The sequence below is a fragment of the Neorhizobium sp. SHOUNA12A genome, from assembly GCF_023006505.1.
GTDB lineage: Bacteria > Pseudomonadota > Alphaproteobacteria > Rhizobiales > Rhizobiaceae > Neorhizobium.
In genome coordinates, this window is sequence record NZ_JALBGV010000026.1 from 52821 (window position 1) to 68183 (window position 15363).

At 56.9% G+C, this 15363-nt stretch carries 12 protein-coding genes and 4 pseudogenes; 10 read left to right on the forward strand and 6 right to left on the reverse strand.

Annotation, left to right across the window (positions count from 1 at the left end):
* Positions 1–67 precede the first annotated feature (67 nt).
* On the reverse strand, positions 68–1045 hold the full coding sequence (locus MOV63_RS14115) for a tripartite tricarboxylate transporter substrate binding protein (RefSeq protein ID WP_247034347.1): 978 nt from the start codon (positions 1043–1045) through the stop codon (positions 68–70).
* A 253-nt stretch (positions 1046–1298) separates the two neighbouring features.
* Here MOV63_RS14115 and MOV63_RS14120 point away from each other — a divergent pair, with 253 nt between their 5' ends.
* The 6 genes from MOV63_RS14120 to MOV63_RS14145 all read left to right on the forward strand — a co-directional run bounded on the left by MOV63_RS14120 (position 1299) and on the right by MOV63_RS14145 (position 8092).
* The gene (locus tag MOV63_RS14120) at positions 1299–2336 is read left to right on the forward strand and encodes a LacI family DNA-binding transcriptional regulator (RefSeq protein WP_247034349.1); all 1038 of its coding nucleotides are present in this window, start codon (positions 1299–1301) and stop codon (positions 2334–2336) included.
* A 158-nt stretch (positions 2337–2494) separates the two neighbouring features.
* Positions 2495–4609, forward strand: a complete 2115-nt coding sequence (locus tag MOV63_RS14125) for an acetate--CoA ligase family protein (RefSeq protein ID WP_247034351.1) — start codon at positions 2495–2497, stop codon at positions 4607–4609.
* Complete coding sequence (locus tag MOV63_RS14130) at positions 4600–5781, forward strand: thiolase family protein (protein WP_247034353.1); 1182 nt, start codon at positions 4600–4602, stop codon at positions 5779–5781. The genes MOV63_RS14125 and MOV63_RS14130 overlap by 10 nt, the downstream gene beginning before the upstream one ends.
* Positions 5774–6208: a Zn-ribbon domain-containing OB-fold protein gene (locus MOV63_RS14135; RefSeq protein WP_247034355.1), complete on the forward strand. Its 435-nt coding sequence runs from the start codon at positions 5774–5776 to the stop codon at positions 6206–6208. Before MOV63_RS14130 ends, MOV63_RS14135 begins: the two co-directional genes overlap by 8 nt.
* A 41-nt stretch (positions 6209–6249) precedes the next feature.
* Positions 6250–7029 carry an enoyl-CoA hydratase-related protein gene (locus tag MOV63_RS14140; protein WP_247034356.1) on the forward strand — a complete coding sequence of 260 codons (780 nt, stop codon included), beginning with the start codon at positions 6250–6252 and terminating at the stop codon, positions 7027–7029.
* Positions 7030–7102: 73 nt separating this feature from the next.
* Positions 7103–8092, forward strand: a complete 990-nt coding sequence (locus MOV63_RS14145) for an aldo/keto reductase (RefSeq protein WP_247034357.1) — start codon at positions 7103–7105, stop codon at positions 8090–8092.
* Between the two features lie 441 nt (positions 8093–8533).
* On the opposite strand, the gene MOV63_RS14150 is transcribed toward MOV63_RS14145, so the two are convergent.
* Positions 8534–9136 (reverse strand): hypothetical protein, encoded by a 603-nt coding sequence (locus tag MOV63_RS14150; RefSeq protein ID WP_247034358.1) that lies wholly within the window; start codon positions 9134–9136, stop codon positions 8534–8536.
* 476 nt (positions 9137–9612) lie between these two features.
* Here MOV63_RS14150 and vapB point away from each other — a divergent pair.
* Both vapB and MOV63_RS14160 read left to right on the forward strand, forming a co-directional pair.
* A pseudogene (vapB, locus tag MOV63_RS14155) lies at positions 9613–9842 on the forward strand (type II toxin-antitoxin system VapB family antitoxin).
* A pseudogene (locus tag MOV63_RS14160) lies at positions 9842–9949 on the forward strand (VapC toxin family PIN domain ribonuclease); the annotation flags it as partial. The pseudogenes vapB and MOV63_RS14160, both read left to right, overlap by 1 nt.
* Positions 9950–10015: 66 nt before the next feature.
* Here the strand turns inward: MOV63_RS14160 and MOV63_RS14165 are convergent.
* Genes MOV63_RS14165 through nspC form a run of 4 tightly spaced genes read right to left on the reverse strand, consistent with a single transcriptional unit; the run spans position 10016 to position 14477 of the window.
* The gene (locus MOV63_RS14165; protein ID WP_247034368.1) at positions 10016–10237 is read right to left on the reverse strand and encodes a hypothetical protein; all 222 of its coding nucleotides are present in this window, start codon (positions 10235–10237) and stop codon (positions 10016–10018) included.
* Positions 10238–10256: 19 nt separating this feature from the next.
* A complete protein-coding gene (locus tag MOV63_RS14170; protein WP_247034359.1) occupies positions 10257–12029 on the reverse strand; it encodes an FAD/NAD(P)-binding protein in 1773 nt (590 codons plus the stop codon).
* Positions 12030–12086: 57 nt separating this feature from the next.
* Positions 12087–13346: a saccharopine dehydrogenase family protein gene (locus MOV63_RS14175; protein ID WP_247034360.1), complete on the reverse strand. Its 1260-nt coding sequence runs from the start codon at positions 13344–13346 to the stop codon at positions 12087–12089.
* 33 nt (positions 13347–13379) lie between these two features.
* On the reverse strand, positions 13380–14477 hold the full coding sequence (gene nspC / locus MOV63_RS14180; RefSeq protein ID WP_247034361.1) for a carboxynorspermidine decarboxylase: 1098 nt from the start codon (positions 14475–14477) through the stop codon (positions 13380–13382).
* A gap of 276 nt (positions 14478–14753) precedes the next feature.
* Between nspC and MOV63_RS32985 the strand changes: the two are divergent.
* A pseudogene (locus MOV63_RS32985) lies at positions 14754–15037 on the forward strand (transposase); the annotation flags it as partial.
* A pseudogene (locus tag MOV63_RS32990) lies at positions 15035–15284 on the forward strand (IS5/IS1182 family transposase); the annotation flags it as partial. The pseudogenes MOV63_RS32985 and MOV63_RS32990, both read left to right, overlap by 3 nt.
* Positions 15285–15363 lie beyond the last annotated feature (79 nt).

Sequence of the window (15363 nt, forward strand, 5' to 3'; positions counted from 1 at the left end):
CCGGTGTCGTGATGATCTGCCTCGTCTGACCCGGCGTTTGCGGATCAGCCGAGATGGCATTGGGGGTTTACTCGGGCTTCAGCCCGATGCTCTCGATGATGGACTTGCTCTTTTCCATCTCTTTGGCGAGATAGGTCTTTGCCTGCGCCGAGGTGCTGGCGACCGATGTGATGTTTTGGGCCGCCAGCCGGTCCTTGACGTCCTGCTGGGCGAAGATTGCCTTGAGCTCAGCATTGAGCTTTTCGGTTACGACGGGAGGTGTTCCGGCGGGTGCAATTAGCGCAAGCCAGTTCAGGTATTCGAAGCCTGGAACAGCGTCTGCGATGGGCGGGATCTTTTCAGTGCCCAAGGGCTCGGTACCCGTGTGAGCGAAAGCTTTCATCTTTCCGCTTTCCACAAACGGGCGTACCGTCTCATACCCGGAAAACACCATGTCGACAAAGCCACCCGCCACGTTGTTGAGACTTTCACCCGCTCCTTTGAACGGGATGTCGCGGATCTGGATGCCGGCGCTTTTGTTGAGAAGCCCAAGAGCCAGCTGCGCGCCCGCGCCTCGGCCCGATGTCCCGGCCGTTAGCTTGCCGGGATTGGCCTTTGCGTAGGCGATAAGCTCCTGCATGGTCTTGAACGGCAGATTGGCACGAACTCCCAAAACAAAAGGATAGGCAGTCAGGATCGACACCGGCACGAAGGTTTCGGTCTTGTATGGCAGTTTGGAATACAGAAACGGGTTGTTGGCAATGGCGGCCGTGACGACCAGCAATGTCTGGCCATCCGGCGGCGCCTGGGCGAGCAGCGCGGTGCCGATGACGGAATTACTACCGGCGTGGTTTTCCTTGACGATCGGTTGCCCTAATTTTTGAGAGAGCTTGTCCGAGAATGCAGCCGCAACGGCGTCGGTGCCGCCGCCAGGAGCATAGGGTATGATAAGCTTGATCGGTTTGGTCGGATAAGGCGCGTCCTGGGCAGCTACATTTTCAATTGCCAGACCCGAGAAAGCGGCCATGGTCGCAACGAGCGCCAAAGTTCGGATAACCTGTCCCATTCGTCTCCTCCTTGAATGATCTATTATTCTGTGAGCCGACAGCAGCAAGACCTCGTCACCTCCCGACGCAGTCCCGTGCTGAAAAATTGGCTTGGCGGTTAAGCTTGCCGAGGCCCGAAAGAAAGAGTAGCGGATGAAGACAACGTTGTCTATGCTATTTTGACGGTCCCGGTGGCTTGGTGTAGAGACGCTTCACGGCTTGTGGTTGCGACGCTGTTCAAGTGCGTGACCAGTAGCATCGATAGAGACGAGAATGACTATGGACCAGCGAGACGTAAAGAACCCGACACTGGTTGATGTGGCAAAGAAAGCTGGCGTTTCTCTCAGCACCGCAGCGCGCGTCTTGCGCAATTCCGATTATGCCGTTGATGCCAGGCTCAAGGAAAAGGTGAACGTAGCCGCCAAAGCCGTGGGATATGTCCCCAATCTCGTGGCCCGGCGATTGCGTGGAGGCAGGCAAGGTGTGGTCGGACTGGTGATTGGAGACATGCTCGATGCTCACTATGGCATGATCGCTGAAAGCGTGACGAAGCGAGCGGAGACCGCCCACTCCACCTTTGCCATCGTCTGCAACATGCAACGCGATCCGTTGCTGGAGATCAAATACCTGCGCAAGCTTCTCGAATACCGCGTCGACGGCATCATCATTGCGGGCGGCGGCTTTGATCAGTGGACCCATCACGGGGAACTCGTGGAGACGGTCGACGAGTTAAAGCGCTCGGGTACGGTCGTCGTCTCGCTCATGCCAAGGAACATACAAGTACCTGTCTTTGCAGCAGATAGTGAGGCGATCGGAATCTCCAAGGCAAAGTTCATCGTCGAGAACGGGCACAAGAAAATCGGCATCCTGCTTGGCCCGGCGCGCAACGATATGACGAAGCAGCGCATGCAGGCAATGACGAGCTATCTGTCGGGTCACATGGTGGATTATGCAATTGCCAATATCGATTCCACCCCTGAAGCCGGTGCACGGGGCGCAGCCGAAATGCTGTTACGAAACCCCGATTTTACGGCGCTGATCTGTGGCTCCGATGCGATCGCATTTGGAGCAATCAGTCATCTTCGATCAGAGGGAATTGAAATCCCCGCGCGGATCTCTGTCATGGGCCTCGGCAATACGCGGCTAGCGACGCTGTCCACGCCGCGGCTGACAACGGTTGAAATGAATTTCCACCACGCAGGCGAAGCAGCACTGGACTTCATCATGTCGGACAATGCGTCATCGTCCCAGTCGAGCGGGGAAGTCATTGGTCATTCGATCGTCGTCGGAGAAACCTTCGCATCTCTTTAGTATGGCGGCTATGCCGATACGCCAGATGTGTTTTACGGTCTCAGCGCTATCGCAATAATCGCGGCATTGACAGCTCATATTTCTCCGGTTAGTGAAAAGACAACGTTGTCTACGGCGGTATTCCCGAAATGGCCTCGAATATGAATAGGGCGTCGCTTATGGGCGTGCTGCCATCTCCACAAGTCATCGCCGTCGCCGGTGCTTCAGACCTCGAAGGTGGCAACTATTATGGCGCCCGGGTGCTCGCCAATCTTGTCGAAGGTGGCGCGCGTGCGACCGTTTATCCAGTCAACCCGCGACTGGCCGGCACGACCCTGCTGGGTCTTCCAGTTTACGGGTCACTTTCGGACCTGCCGTCGACGCCCGACATGGTGTTTGTGGTGACGCCGATAAAGTTCGTCATTCCCACGCTAGAGGAGGCAGCCAAGCTCGGCGTGCACAGTTGTGTCGTGGTGACGGCGGAAAGCGGCAACGAGAACGAGCGTCTGATATTCCGCACACGGATTTCGCAACTCGCCAAGGTTTCCCGAATGCGGATTATCGGCCCGAATTCGATGGGTGTTTTGAACGGCAATCTCAGCCTGAATGGAAGCTTTGCGTCGGGAACACGTGGCGGGCGCGTTCCTGCGGGCGGGATCGCTTGCCTTTCACAGAGCGGGGCGACGATCTCAGCCATGTTGCAGTGGTTCGGCGAGACATCGGTCGGCTTTTCTTGGCTGGTCAGCACCGGCGATGAAAGCGCGACCGGCATAGAAGAGCTAATGCAGGCCATGGTGGACGATCCGAGCGTGCATTCGATTATGCTGTTTTTAGAAGGCATCGGAGATGGTGCCGCGTTCCGGCGCGCGGCGCTGTCGGCGCGGCTGGCTGGAAAACCCGTGACGATGCTACAGGTGGGCAGATCCGTCAAAGGGCGTGCGGCCGTCCAATCCCATACCGGTCGCGTGGCAGGCACGCGAGAGGTGTTTGCTGCAATCGCGCAGGAAACCGGCATCACCGAAACGGACAGTTTCGTCGAGTTCTTCAGTGTCGGTCGCACCCTGGCGCAACGGGCGCGGCGTCGCGATCAACTGCCGCGCAACCGGCGTGCGGCGGTCATCACAGTATCGGGCGGTGCTGCGTCGCTAAGCGCCGATCATATTGAGGTTATCGGCTGGGATCTGGCGCAATTTTCGCCAGCCATGGTCGCAGCTTTGGCTGAATCGACCGGGCAGGCCGGTATTCATAATCCGGCGGATATCGGCGGGGTCTGGCGCAACCCGGATAAGGTGAGGCGGGCGATAAATACCATTGCTCAGGACGCCAGCATCGACACGATCTTTCTGTCGCTGGGCGCCGGCGGCATCTTTGCGGAGGCGGTCGCGCGCGCGGTCGTGGCGGCTGCCGGGGAAGTTGCGCAGGACGTATTCGTCGCATGGGTTGGAATTTCCGCAGAAGTACAGGCGATCTTCGATAAAGCCGGCATTCCCGCATTCGGCGATTTTCCGCTGGCGGCCCGCGCTGCCGAGGCTTGTGCCAAGTTTTCGCGGAGCCATGCGGATAAGGCTGGAGCGGTGGAGTTGATAAGCCTTCTGGATGGAGCGCCGGTCAACGCATCGGCCGTTCCAGCGGATGGGCCCCAATCCATCTGGACTGTTACGCAAGCTTTGGCAGACCTGAGGCTGGCCGGACTTCCATGTGCGGCATTCGACGTCGTTTCGAAGTTTGATGCCGCCGAAATCGGCGCCCGTGCCGAACAGATTGGCTTTCCGGTTGCCCTCAAGCTCAGTTCGCCGGATATGAACCACAAATCTGATGACGGTGGTGTCGTCATCCGACTTGGGGACCGGGCGGCGGTCGAGGCTGCTGCCGAGACGTTCGAGGAAATCGCTGGCCGAAAGAGGCTCACCGCAACGTCTGTGCTGGTCCAGAAGATGTCGCAGGGTGTGGAAATCCTGGTCGGGATCAAGCGGGACCCGTCGTTCGGGCTGGTGCTTGTCGTTGGTCTCGGCGGCACGCTGGCGGAACTGCATGCGGAGGTCGCAGCCGTCGTTCTGCCGACAACACCGCCCATGCTGCGCAGGCTTTTGTCGCGAAACGCTCGTTTGAACATGCTCCTCGACGGCTATCGCGGCCAGCCCGCTGCCGACCGGGACGCGCTGGTTGCATTTCTGGCGGCTTTCGCCGACTGGGCGCTCGGCAAAGGGGAGGCACTGACGGAAGTTGATCTCAATCCGGTGATGGTCTCGGGCGGGCTTGTATCGATCGTCGATGCGCGCGCCGTGTGGAACTAGCCAATATCGACGACACGGGGAGGAAGTTTGTGGTGGGCAGGAAGAACGAGGCGCGCATAATCGGGGTGGGCAATACCGAATACCGCAAGAAGATCGATCGTCCTGCCGAAGTGCTGGCGATTGAGGCCGTGCTGGCGGCAGCTGCCGATGCCGGGATCGATGCCCGACAAATTGACGGGATCATACCCTATCCCGGCCATGTGGGCGATGACGTTATCCAAGCGGAGCTTTCGCTCAATCCGCGCTTCCGAGCGACGATCGACATGGGCGGCTGCGGCGCGGTGTCGGCACTCCGGCTCGCATCGATGGCTGTTGTCAGCGGCGCGGCCGATCATGTCTTGCTGTTTCGCGGGTTAAGGGGGAGTTCCGGAACGCGCAAGGCGGACCGCCCGTCTTTCTTGCCTGGGCAGCCGTTCCGTCGACATCTCGAACATGTGTACGGCATGAACACGCCGGCCCAGCGTTATGCGGTTCTGTGCCAGCGCTACAAGCACGAATACGGGCTGGATCGACGCACGCTGGGGGAGATCGCCTTGGCCGCCCGCGCCCACGCAAACCTCAATCCGAACGCCCAGATGCACGGCCGTGAACTGACGATGGACGATTATCTGGCGGGACGGATGATTGCCGATCCCTATACGCTGTTCGATTGCTGCCTGGAAACGGACGGAGCAAGCGCGGTGATCGTCTCGACGCGCAATGAGGCGCGGGATATCCGCATCCTGTCGGTGGCCGAAGCGCAGGGCGTCTCGCCCGACGATACGTCGAACCGCGATCCGTTCCTCGATATCGGGCTGACACAATCAGCAGATCGGGTCTGGAACGATCTGGGCATGGGGCCTGGAGATATGGACGCCGCGATGATCTACGACTGTTTTACGTTCGAGGTACTGCATCAGATCGAAGAGGCGGGATTTGCCGCGCACGGAGAGGCGGCCGCGCTGATCGCCGATGGCGGCATTCGTCTGGGTGGCAAATTGCCGATCAATACGCATGGAGGGATGTTGTCGGAAGCCCATCAGGCGGGCCTCAACCACGTGATCGAATCCGTGCGCCAGTTGCGGGGCGAATGCGGCGGCCGTCAAGTGGAGAATGCCCGGCTTATCGCGGTGACGGGATGGGGACAACTTGGCGATGGAAGCTTCGCCGTTCTGGGAGGAAAAAATGTTTGATCTCGATCAGATTCCGGTGCCGGATCTTTCTGACCCTAATTTTGCCCCCTTCTGGGAAGGCACACATAATCACCAATTGAAGATCCAGAAATGTGGCACTTGCGAAACCCATCGCTGGCCGCCGCGCATCAACTGCCAGACCTGCCGGTCGAGCGATGTCGAATGGGTGGTTGTCGAACCGCGCGGGACGTTGTTCACCTACACGATCGTCGGCCGCCCGACCGCAAAGGGATTTTCCTCCACGCCGTACACGGTCGGTTTTATTGCGCTCGACGCGGTTCCGAACGTGCGGATTATCGGCAACGTCGTTGATGTCGATCCGTCCGCGGTGACGATTGGGATGTCTCTCACCGGTCGCTTCGTCGTGGCGGGGCCCAACGAGGAGATGACGCTGATTCACTGGGCGCCCACGTCGGTCGGCGCCTGATGGTTGTGAGTGCCTGAACGTTGATGACTGGGAGGACGAACATGGGCGGATTGCTTTATTGCAAAGTCGAGGACCGGGGACGGATCCGAATCGTGACGATCAACCGGCCGGAGGTGGCGAATGCGCTCAACCGCGAGGCCAGTCACGAAATGGAGACTGTGTGGAACGACTTTGCTGCCAATGACGATCTGTGGATTGGCATCGTGACGGGGGAGGGCGATCGCGCCTTCTCGGCTGGCAATGACCTCAAGGCCCAGGCCGCTGGCAAGCGGGGGCCGCGCCCACATACGGGCTTCGGAGGGCTAGCGATGCGCTGCGATCTGACAAAGCCAATCATCGCCGCCGTCAACGGGCTGGCGGTCGGTGGAGGCTTCGAACTGGCTCTGGCCTGCGATCTGGTGATTGCGTCTGAAAATGCTTATTTCAGCTTGCCGGAGGGAAAGGTCGGCATGATGGCATCCGGCGGGGGCGTCCAGCGCCTTCCGCGCATCATCCCGCAAAAAGAGGCGCTTGGCATCATTCTCACCGGCCGGCGGGTGACGGCGCAAGAGGGCCGGCGTCTCGGGTTTGTCAACGAGGTCGTGCCGCCTTCGAAAGCCCTGGAGGCGGCAATGGTCTGGGCCAACCAGATCCTGGAACTCGCTCCCCTTTCGGTCAGAGCCGCCAAGGAAGCCGTCTACAGCAGTCTCGACAAGCCAACCCTGGAAGATGCATTGCGGGCAAGTTATCCGATCCATTCCACACTCGCCGAGACGGAGGATTTCATCGAGGGTCCGAAGGCGTTCAGTGAAAAACGCAAGCCGGTCTGGAAGAACCGCTGATGCGAACACAGGTAACTGCGCGCTCGCCCCATTGTGACATTGGGCCAATTCCTATTAGCCAGGAGACTGTAACATGGATACAACGATCCTCGGCCGGACGGGTCTGAAAGTCAGCGTGGCAGCGCTTGGGGCTGGCGGCAGCAGCAGGCTGGGTCTGCGCACCGGAGCCAGCGAAACGGAAGCAGTCGATCTGGTTCGCGCGGCGATCGATCGAGGTATCAATTTCATCGACACCGCACCTGCCTATGGCACGGAAAGCGTGGTTGGGCAGGCCATTCGCAATTGCCGCGACAAGATCATCGTCTCGACCAAAGTCAAAGCAACTCTGCCCGGCGCGAGCTATGAAGGTGCCGACTTCGTCAAGCCCGGCGACATCACCAGAAGCGTGGAGAAAAGTCTGCGGGTTCTTGGCGCAGACCATATAGATATCATCCATCTCCATGGTGTACGTCCTCATCATTACGAGTTCTGCCTGAATGAGTTACTGCCTGAACTGCTGCAAGTTCGTGATGCAGGGAAAGTCCGTTTTCTCGGGATCACCGAAGCATTTGGCACAGATCCTTCCCGCCAGGTCATGCAACGCGCGATTGGCGATGGGGTTTGGGACGTGATTATGCTGGGCCATAATTTCGTCAATCAATCAGCGACGCAACATCTGTTACCTCGCGCGGCGCAAGCCAATCTCGGTGTGATGGCAATGTACGCAGTCCGCGGAGCACTTGCTAAAAAGGACAGGCTTGACAATCTTGTCGCCAGGCTGATCAGCTCCGGCGAAATTGATCCCCACGCCGTCGAAACGAACGATCTGTGCGATCTTCTTCTCGAGCCGGGGATATCGGGTTCGTTGACAGAAGCTGCCTACCGCTTTTGTCGTCATAGTTCAGGTGTCGACGTCGTCCTGACCGGCACCGGAAACCTAAAGCATCTTGACGACAATATTGCAGCCATCAACGGGAAGCCATTGCCGGAGCACATCGTTGAGCGATTATCACTGGTGTTCGGCAACGTTCGGTCTGCAACCGGAGATATAGAGGTGGCATCCGTCTCGCAGATGCCGCAATAGCTCGCTTGAGCAATTGGCCTGGTTGACGGTCGAAACCTCCCCACGTCCGGTCACCGTTCCTGGTAGCTCCACTCCTATGTCGCGTTCGGCGGGCGGGTCAACGAGAATGGGACCAGGCTCAGATTGGCATTTCGTGATCGTTCTGGCTGCTGATGTGGCGGCCTGGCTTGTTCTAAGGGTGCCAGCGTGAATGCACTGGTTCAAGAGCCTTGGACCTTCTAATTATCTGCTCCAAAGTTGTCGCTCCCGATATGTCCCGTGCCGTAGGATTCCGCCGCCATCAAGCTTAGAGATCAGAACCGCTGTGACCGCATTCCTACTCCATGCCAGGCGCGGGCTCGTGAAACCTATCCTGGAGAGGTCAGCGCGAGCTTCACTGACCCGGCCCCTCCGACCGCAGGTCATCAGTTCAAACAAATTGCGAGAGCTCAAGAGGTAGTCCTAGCGCGGAGGGCTGATCGCATCTCGGATCCTATGGAACATTGGCATGACATCATCGAAACTCGCCTTGGTGGTAGCGCAGGTAACGGTTGTCCGTCCCTTGGGGGTTTCGAGCATGGACATCATCAGCCGAACGTTCGCGTGGTCAGGACCGGTTTTAGGAACGCCGATGAACTCGACTCCGGTGACGTCATCGATCTCGAAAGCGCTGGCGGTCTCCAGCTCTATGTTAGCCGAGAGCGATCTGCGGGCCTGGACGCTCCATTTCTCGTCGAGGATCATCGCGTTGATCTGAGGCTGAGTGAAACCAACGTTCCGGGGATCGGAACGAAACGTAACGCCGCAGAGATTGTTTGATGTTCCGACTGGCGGCGGTTGTCCGGAGGCAGGGTCGATCCCGAAAAGGACGTCATATACCGGGTCCTTTGTAGAGTCGCGCTTGATGACGAACCCACTGCCGAGATTGATCTTTAGCCCGCTGACGGGATCTTCCATTCCGTGTGCTGGCAGAGAGATGCAGATCGCGGCCATGAACGCCGATCGCCGCGAGAGGTTTGTCAGGATGGGGATGAATCGACCGCCCAGTGTCATGTTTAAAACCATGTGGTACCTTTCCATCAACGTCGGTGCTGTCCGCCTCCCACCTTGACCGTGACTTCATCTACCGCGTTGCAGACGGGTCCAGATCTCGCCGTGTCTTCACCCGTCGTGTTGGCCACGATGTTTGGCCTCTCCGCCGGAAGCAGGATCAGCCGCGAGGCTGCAGCAGCGCCAGCACGACTGTCGATGCAGCAAGGACGGCGGTAATGTGCTTCGGTCGATCCCTTGCTTTCGAACGATGCGCATCGATCCGCTTCCTCAAGTTCCGTTTCCTTGTATGAAGGTCTCAGTCTCTAACGGGGCTGCAAGTCCTGGGAAAAAAACGCCAGTTCGATATTCGAAAGGAGAAACAAACCTGGTAGGCCAGAGCCGTCGAGCCCCGTCGACCATTACGGCCAGTATGATGTATATCCCATTGGCATATCCCATTTGTTGAGCTACATAGATAAAGCCTTTCTCAGATGTCGGACGGACTAGAGATAGAGCAAGGCGCCGTATTTCAAAGCAATCGTAGCCAGGCAATTCGACTACCGAAGGCCGTTGCTCTGCCTGACGATGTAAAACGCGTCGACATCGTTGCGGTCGGACGCACTCGGATTATAGCCCCCGCCGGTGAAGTTTGGGACAGCTGGTTCGAAGGTGAAGTGGCACATCTGATTTCATGAGCGAACGTGATCAGCCAGCCTTGCAGGAGCGCGAGGCATTTTAATGCTGAAGTACATGCTGGACACCAACATCTGCATTTTCACGGTGAAGAACAGGCCGCAGCAAGTGCGCGAGGCTTTCAACCGCCACCATGGTCAACTGTGCATTAGTCCACGCCAGTTCAGCCTTTGGTCTTCCTATTTCCGATTATATTCGCGCCCGCTGCGCAGTGGAAGATCAGGCGGCGCGCCGGTCGGACACGTGCCTAATTTCCGTGAAATCGACGATTACGCCTTCATCTGCAACTAAAATAAGCGCCATGTTCCGGCAAGCTTCGCCTCGCGCGAACTGCAGAGCCGCAGCTTTCGAGATAAAAATTCCACCGATGACGCCCAGCTTGTCGTGAACGATCCAATTGGCGCAGTCATCTTGCTCGACAACAAAACGAACAGCTTTCACCGCCTTTACCTCCTGCCATTCAAGCCCCGACGCCGAGCCGCCGCCTAGCTGCGGGTCGCGCCATAAATCTTTGTTTCCAGCCGGACGCTGCCTCTTTATCGAGCGCTCTTGCGGCGATCTTGGCCACTTCGCTACAAAACGGAAGACCCGAGTGATAGGGATAGATGCCGGAGATAATCGGTGCGGCAAGAATGAATATCGATCGCATCGATGTTCCGGCGCTGGAAATTGGATGGAAGCACTCGTCGACGCTAACGCCTCCGATCGCCATTTCGTCACCGCCATTGGCCGCTTCGGGTTCAAGCTTGATTTTGGCCGCTGTGATGACGCCGGCATCAACCAGCGCCTGGAACGGAAAATCGTCAAGATCGATCGACTGCTGTCCGCGGCAATCCACTACGAAATCATAAGAGAGCGTCGTCTTCTGTCCCGTTTGCGGATGACGGAATACGAGGCTGGCCTGTTCATCATCCACGCCTCCCAAAATTGTCAGGTCGTTACCGATACTGACGACACTTAAGCAATCCGCCTCATGCAGGGCTAGGATCTGTTCGCATGATTGTTGGGGCAACACCGCGACGAGATAAGTTAGCAATGGCATGAGCTGGTTATGAACGCGCATGATGTCGCTGGGTTTGAGATAGCGGATATGGAAGTTGAGCGTATAGGTGATGTCGTCGAGCACTTCCTTCCAATAGATCGGGCTTCGGTCTCGAATCGATGCAACGGAGATCACGTATTCTTCTCTCAGGAGTTCGAAGGGATCTCTAGCCTTGCGGCGCTTCTGGAGAAATCCGACAAATGTCTCGAAATCCATTTTAGCGATGATATCATGCACTTCCGGAGATTTTTCTTTCAGGACCGTCTTCAGTACACGTTCGAACAGGAAATCGAGCGAGAGATGGCCGTCGTTCTGCTCGATGTGCGTATGGATATCGGCCTGGCTGATATAGGAGTACATTTCGAAACGTGGATGCTCGAAATGAACGCGCACGGGTGGTAGCAGTCCCCTGCGCGAGTGCATGACGATCCGGAAATCGTGCAGGTCGAAATTGGGAAGAAATTTCAGCCGCCCATCGAAATCCCGGGCGAATACACCGTTCTTCCTGGCAAGCGCCAAGCAGGTATCCACAGCCGACAAGGATGTGCCGATCAGGCCGATATTCCGGCCCTCCGCCTTCATCACTTTGGAAATGGGCCAAGGAGACGCCATGAATCGAGGCCTAGAGGCATCGTCGCCAGACCAGTGATGTCCGGTTGCTATCACAACCGACTCGAACTCCATCGTCTCATTGCCACCCCCTCTGCGAAAGGCGACTGATACGCCGGTTTTGGTCGGCGCGACATCGGTCACGGTTGACTGACATAGGCAGCGGGTCGTGATACCCACCTTCGCGGCATTGGAGAGCATCGCTTTGAACTGGGCTTCGAAATATTCCCCCAACACATGCCGTGTCGGTATGTAACCTGGACCGATTGGACGAGAGTCCATATGGTTTTGTGCGAACCAGCGTTCCGATTGGCCCATGAGCCATTCGTCTGGAGCCGTTTCGATATCGGGGATTTCCTCGCAAGCAATGTTTGCCAACGTCTGTTCTCCGACCCAATCGCGATGATAGGGCATCCCCGAACCCAAGCTGTCCGACGCACTGAAGAACGTGATGCTAAGCCCGCGTGAATGGTTATCTACAACATGTTTGAGGAAATAAAGTGCAGTTGGTCCGCACCCGATCACGGCAACTGATTTTGCGTAGTCCGGAGTAAGATCCGGAATTAGTTCCAGTTTTGACATTGTTTTTCCAAGATAATATTTAAATTAATCCTATTTTTCTCTATTTGGATGATATACTTATTCTGCGGCTTCCAGTTCGTACATCTCCAGTGGACGATCGCCCTGCTCGTCACGGATATAGGTCTGCAGTCCGATCTTATTGAGAATGTCGAGGAACGGTTTCGGCGGCAGTTCTTCAACATTTGCCATTCGCTTGACGTCCCACTTATCGGTTGCCACCAGCATCGCTGCCGCAACAGGCGGCACGCCGGCAGTGTAGGAAATGCCTTGGCTACCGACTTCCTCGTAAGCCTGCCGGTGGTCTACAACGTTGTAGATGAAAACGGTTCTTTCCCGGCCGTTGCGGAAGCCCCTGACGAAATCACCAATGCAGGTTTTGCCTTCATATCCTGGGGCAAGCGAGGCCGGATTGGGTAGGCATGCCTTGACCACTTTCAACGGTACGATTTCCTGGCCTTCGGCCGTGACGACGGGCAGTTCGGAAAGCAGGCCAATGTTTTTGAGTACCGTGAACACATTGATGTAGTGGTCGCTGAAACCCATCCAGAAGCGCACGTCGGCGCCCTGCATGTTCTTTGCCAGCGAGTGGACTTCGTCATGGCCGCATAGATAGGCCTTGCGCTTGCCCACGATCGGCAGGTCGTATTCCTTGGCGATCTCGAACATCTTGTTGACGCGCCATTCGCTCTCTTGCCAGGAATAAACCGCGCCCGTGAATTCCCGGAAGTTGATTTCCGGATCGAAATTCGTGGCGAAATACCTGCCATGGCTACCGGCGTTGATATCGACGATATCGATGTCGGTGACCTTGTCTAGGTAATCATCCTTTGCGAGCCGGGCATAGGCGTTAACGACGCCCGGATCGAAGCCGGCGCCAAGGATAGCGGTAATACCTTTCGTCTCGCATTCGGCGGCACGCTTCCACTCGAAATTCCCATACCAGGGCGGGGTCTCGCAGATCTTGTCTGGCTCCTCGTGAATGGCCGTGTCGATATAGGCTGCGCCGGTTTCGATGCAAGCCGTGAGAACCGACATGTTGAGGAAGGCGGTGCCAACATTGATGACGATCTGAGACTCTGTTTTTCGGATCAAGGCTTTCGTGGCCTCGATGTCGAGTGCATCGAGGCTGTGGGCCGTGATCGCACGCAGCCGTTTCAGGGCCTTTTTCTCCATGATGGAGGCGATGATAGCCTCGCATTTGGAACGGGTACGCGAAGCGATGTGGATGTCACCAAGCACGTCGTTGTTCTGCGCACATTTATGCGCCACGACCTGGGCGACGCCGCCTGCGCCGATGATAAGGACGTTCTTTTTCATTCGCGGATTTTTCCTTTCCTTGTGGGGAGCCTTTCAGGAAAGACTCTGTTCATAATCGGTATAGGTGAACTCACGTACCTTCCGGATGCTGCCATCGAGCTCCCGGATTGCTATCGTCGGCATCCTGACGCCGTTGAACCAGTTCTTCTTGACGATGGTGTAGTGGGCTGCATCCTGAAACGAGATGCGGTCGCCGATCTTCAGGGGATGCGGAAAGCGGAACTCGCCGAAGATATCACCGGCCAGGCAAGAATTGCCGCAGACCATATAGCTGTGATCGCCGGTATCGGGCGCCAGCTGAGCTCGTTCGCGATAAACCAGCAGGTCGAGCATATGCGCTTCGATCGACGAATCGACGACCACAAGGTTCTTGCCGTTGTGGAAGATGTCCAGCACCGTCGTCTCGAGCGTCGCCGATCTCTTGATTGAGGCTTCGCCAGGCTCCAGGTAGACTTGTATGCCATATTTTTCCGAGAAGGCTTTCAGGCGACCAGCAAAGGCCTCGATAGGATAACCTTCGCGGGTAAAGAGGATGCCGCCGCCCAGGCTCACCCATTTAACCTGCCGCAGAAGGGCTCCGAACCTCACTTCGATTTCGCCGAGTGTGCGGTCGAACAGATCAAAGTCACCATTTGAGCAATTATTATGGATCATGAATCCACTGATTTGGCCCATGACTGCCCCGATCCTATTCACATCCCATTCTCCCAACCGCGAGAACGGGCGCGCAGGATCGGCCAGATCGAAATTCGAGGAACTGATCCGTGGGTTGATGCGCAAACCGCATTCGATGCGGGAAGCCTTTTCGGCAAAGCGATTCAACTGGCTGACGGAGTTAAAGATGATCTTATCGGAATAGGAGATTACCTCCTCGATCTCGCTGTCAGAATAGGCAACGGAATAGGCGTGAGTCTCCTTGCAGAACCGATCACGGCCCAGACGGGTTTCGTACAGCGAAGACGAAGTTGTGCCGTCCATATACTCGCGCATGAGGTCGAACACCGACCAAGTCGCGAAGCACTTCAGCGCGAGTAGCACCTTGGCGCCTGACCTTTGCCGAACGTAAGCGATTGCTTCCATATTACTGAGCAATCGTGCTTTATCGATCAGGTAATAAGGCGTGTCGATCATCGTTCTCTTCCATTATCCGCCAAGCACCTGCCTGCGCATCCTGAGTGCGATCAAGTATAGGAAATGATTCATGAAATGAATCGGGAATTGTTACGGCCGCTGAAGCACAAGTCGTAACATTGGCGGTGTTATACTATTGATACCTTGATGCATCTGAAATTTTAGGCAATAGATTAATCATTTCAAACGTAATCTGGACGAATTGCGGATTATATCGTTGTGGATCGAGGTGCCCTCTCGTGATTCATTGGTCCTGTCTTGATTGAGAGTTGAGGGATGCGCGGCGGCGACGTGAGATCGGGTGAACTCTTCAGCTATGTCGATCTGGAGGATCGTGTTCGCAGGGATCATCCGCTGCGGGCAATCCGGCAGATCGTGAACGACGCGCTGGTTTTGCTGGAGCGGGAGTTTGCAGCACTCTATTCGCCGATTGGGCGGCCATCGATCCCGCCAGAGAAGCTCCAGAGAAGCTATTGCGCGCCATGCTTTTGCAGGCCTTCCATTCGATCCGTTCTGAACGACTTTTGATGGAGCGCCTGGAATACGACCTTTTGTTCCGGGTGACGCCGCATGTGGCGCAGAATGCCAAGGGACACTGCTCGGCGATTGACGGACGCAAGACGCGCCACTTTGGTTATGGTGTCAGCTTGCGCATCCGCAAGCGAGGCATTCGGCTGGATCAAGATCGTAGCTGGGCAGGAGAAGACGAAGTTGCGTCGCCGTGACCGGGTCGGATGGGCATTCACCTTTGCAGCCGCCGCTTATAACCTGGTGCGGTTGCCCAAACTGATGGCGGTGCCATCATGAGCGCGGCCTCTCGCTGCCGCCTGATTGGCCGCTGGCGGATCGTCGAGGCCGATCTATGGGATCGTGATTATCTCGATCT

Bases quoted from the DNA above. Each gene is read 5' to 3' on its own strand.
- MOV63_RS14175 (WP_247034360.1), bottom strand. From the start codon at position 13,346: ATGAAAAAGAACGTCCTTATCATCGGCGCAGGCGGCGTCGCCCAGGTC.
- MOV63_RS14170 (WP_247034359.1), bottom strand. From the start codon at position 12,029: ATGTCAAAACTGGAACTAATTCCGGATCTTACTCCGGACTACGCAAAA.
- nspC (WP_247034361.1), bottom strand. From the start codon at position 14,477: ATGATCGACACGCCTTATTACCTGATCGATAAAGCACGATTGCTCAGT.
- MOV63_RS14145 (WP_247034357.1), top strand. From the start codon at position 7,103: ATGGATACAACGATCCTCGGCCGGACGGGTCTGAAAGTCAGCGTGGCA.
- MOV63_RS14150 (WP_247034358.1), bottom strand. From the start codon at position 9,136: ATGGTTTTAAACATGACACTGGGCGGTCGATTCATCCCCATCCTGACA.
- MOV63_RS14115 (WP_247034347.1), bottom strand. From the start codon at position 1,045: ATGGGACAGGTTATCCGAACTTTGGCGCTCGTTGCGACCATGGCCGCT.
- MOV63_RS14135 (WP_247034355.1), top strand. From the start codon at position 5,774: ATGTTTGATCTCGATCAGATTCCGGTGCCGGATCTTTCTGACCCTAAT.
- MOV63_RS14140 (WP_247034356.1), top strand. From the start codon at position 6,250: ATGGGCGGATTGCTTTATTGCAAAGTCGAGGACCGGGGACGGATCCGA.
- MOV63_RS14125 (WP_247034351.1), top strand. From the start codon at position 2,495: ATGGGCGTGCTGCCATCTCCACAAGTCATCGCCGTCGCCGGTGCTTCA.
- MOV63_RS14120 (WP_247034349.1), top strand. From the start codon at position 1,299: ATGACTATGGACCAGCGAGACGTAAAGAACCCGACACTGGTTGATGTG.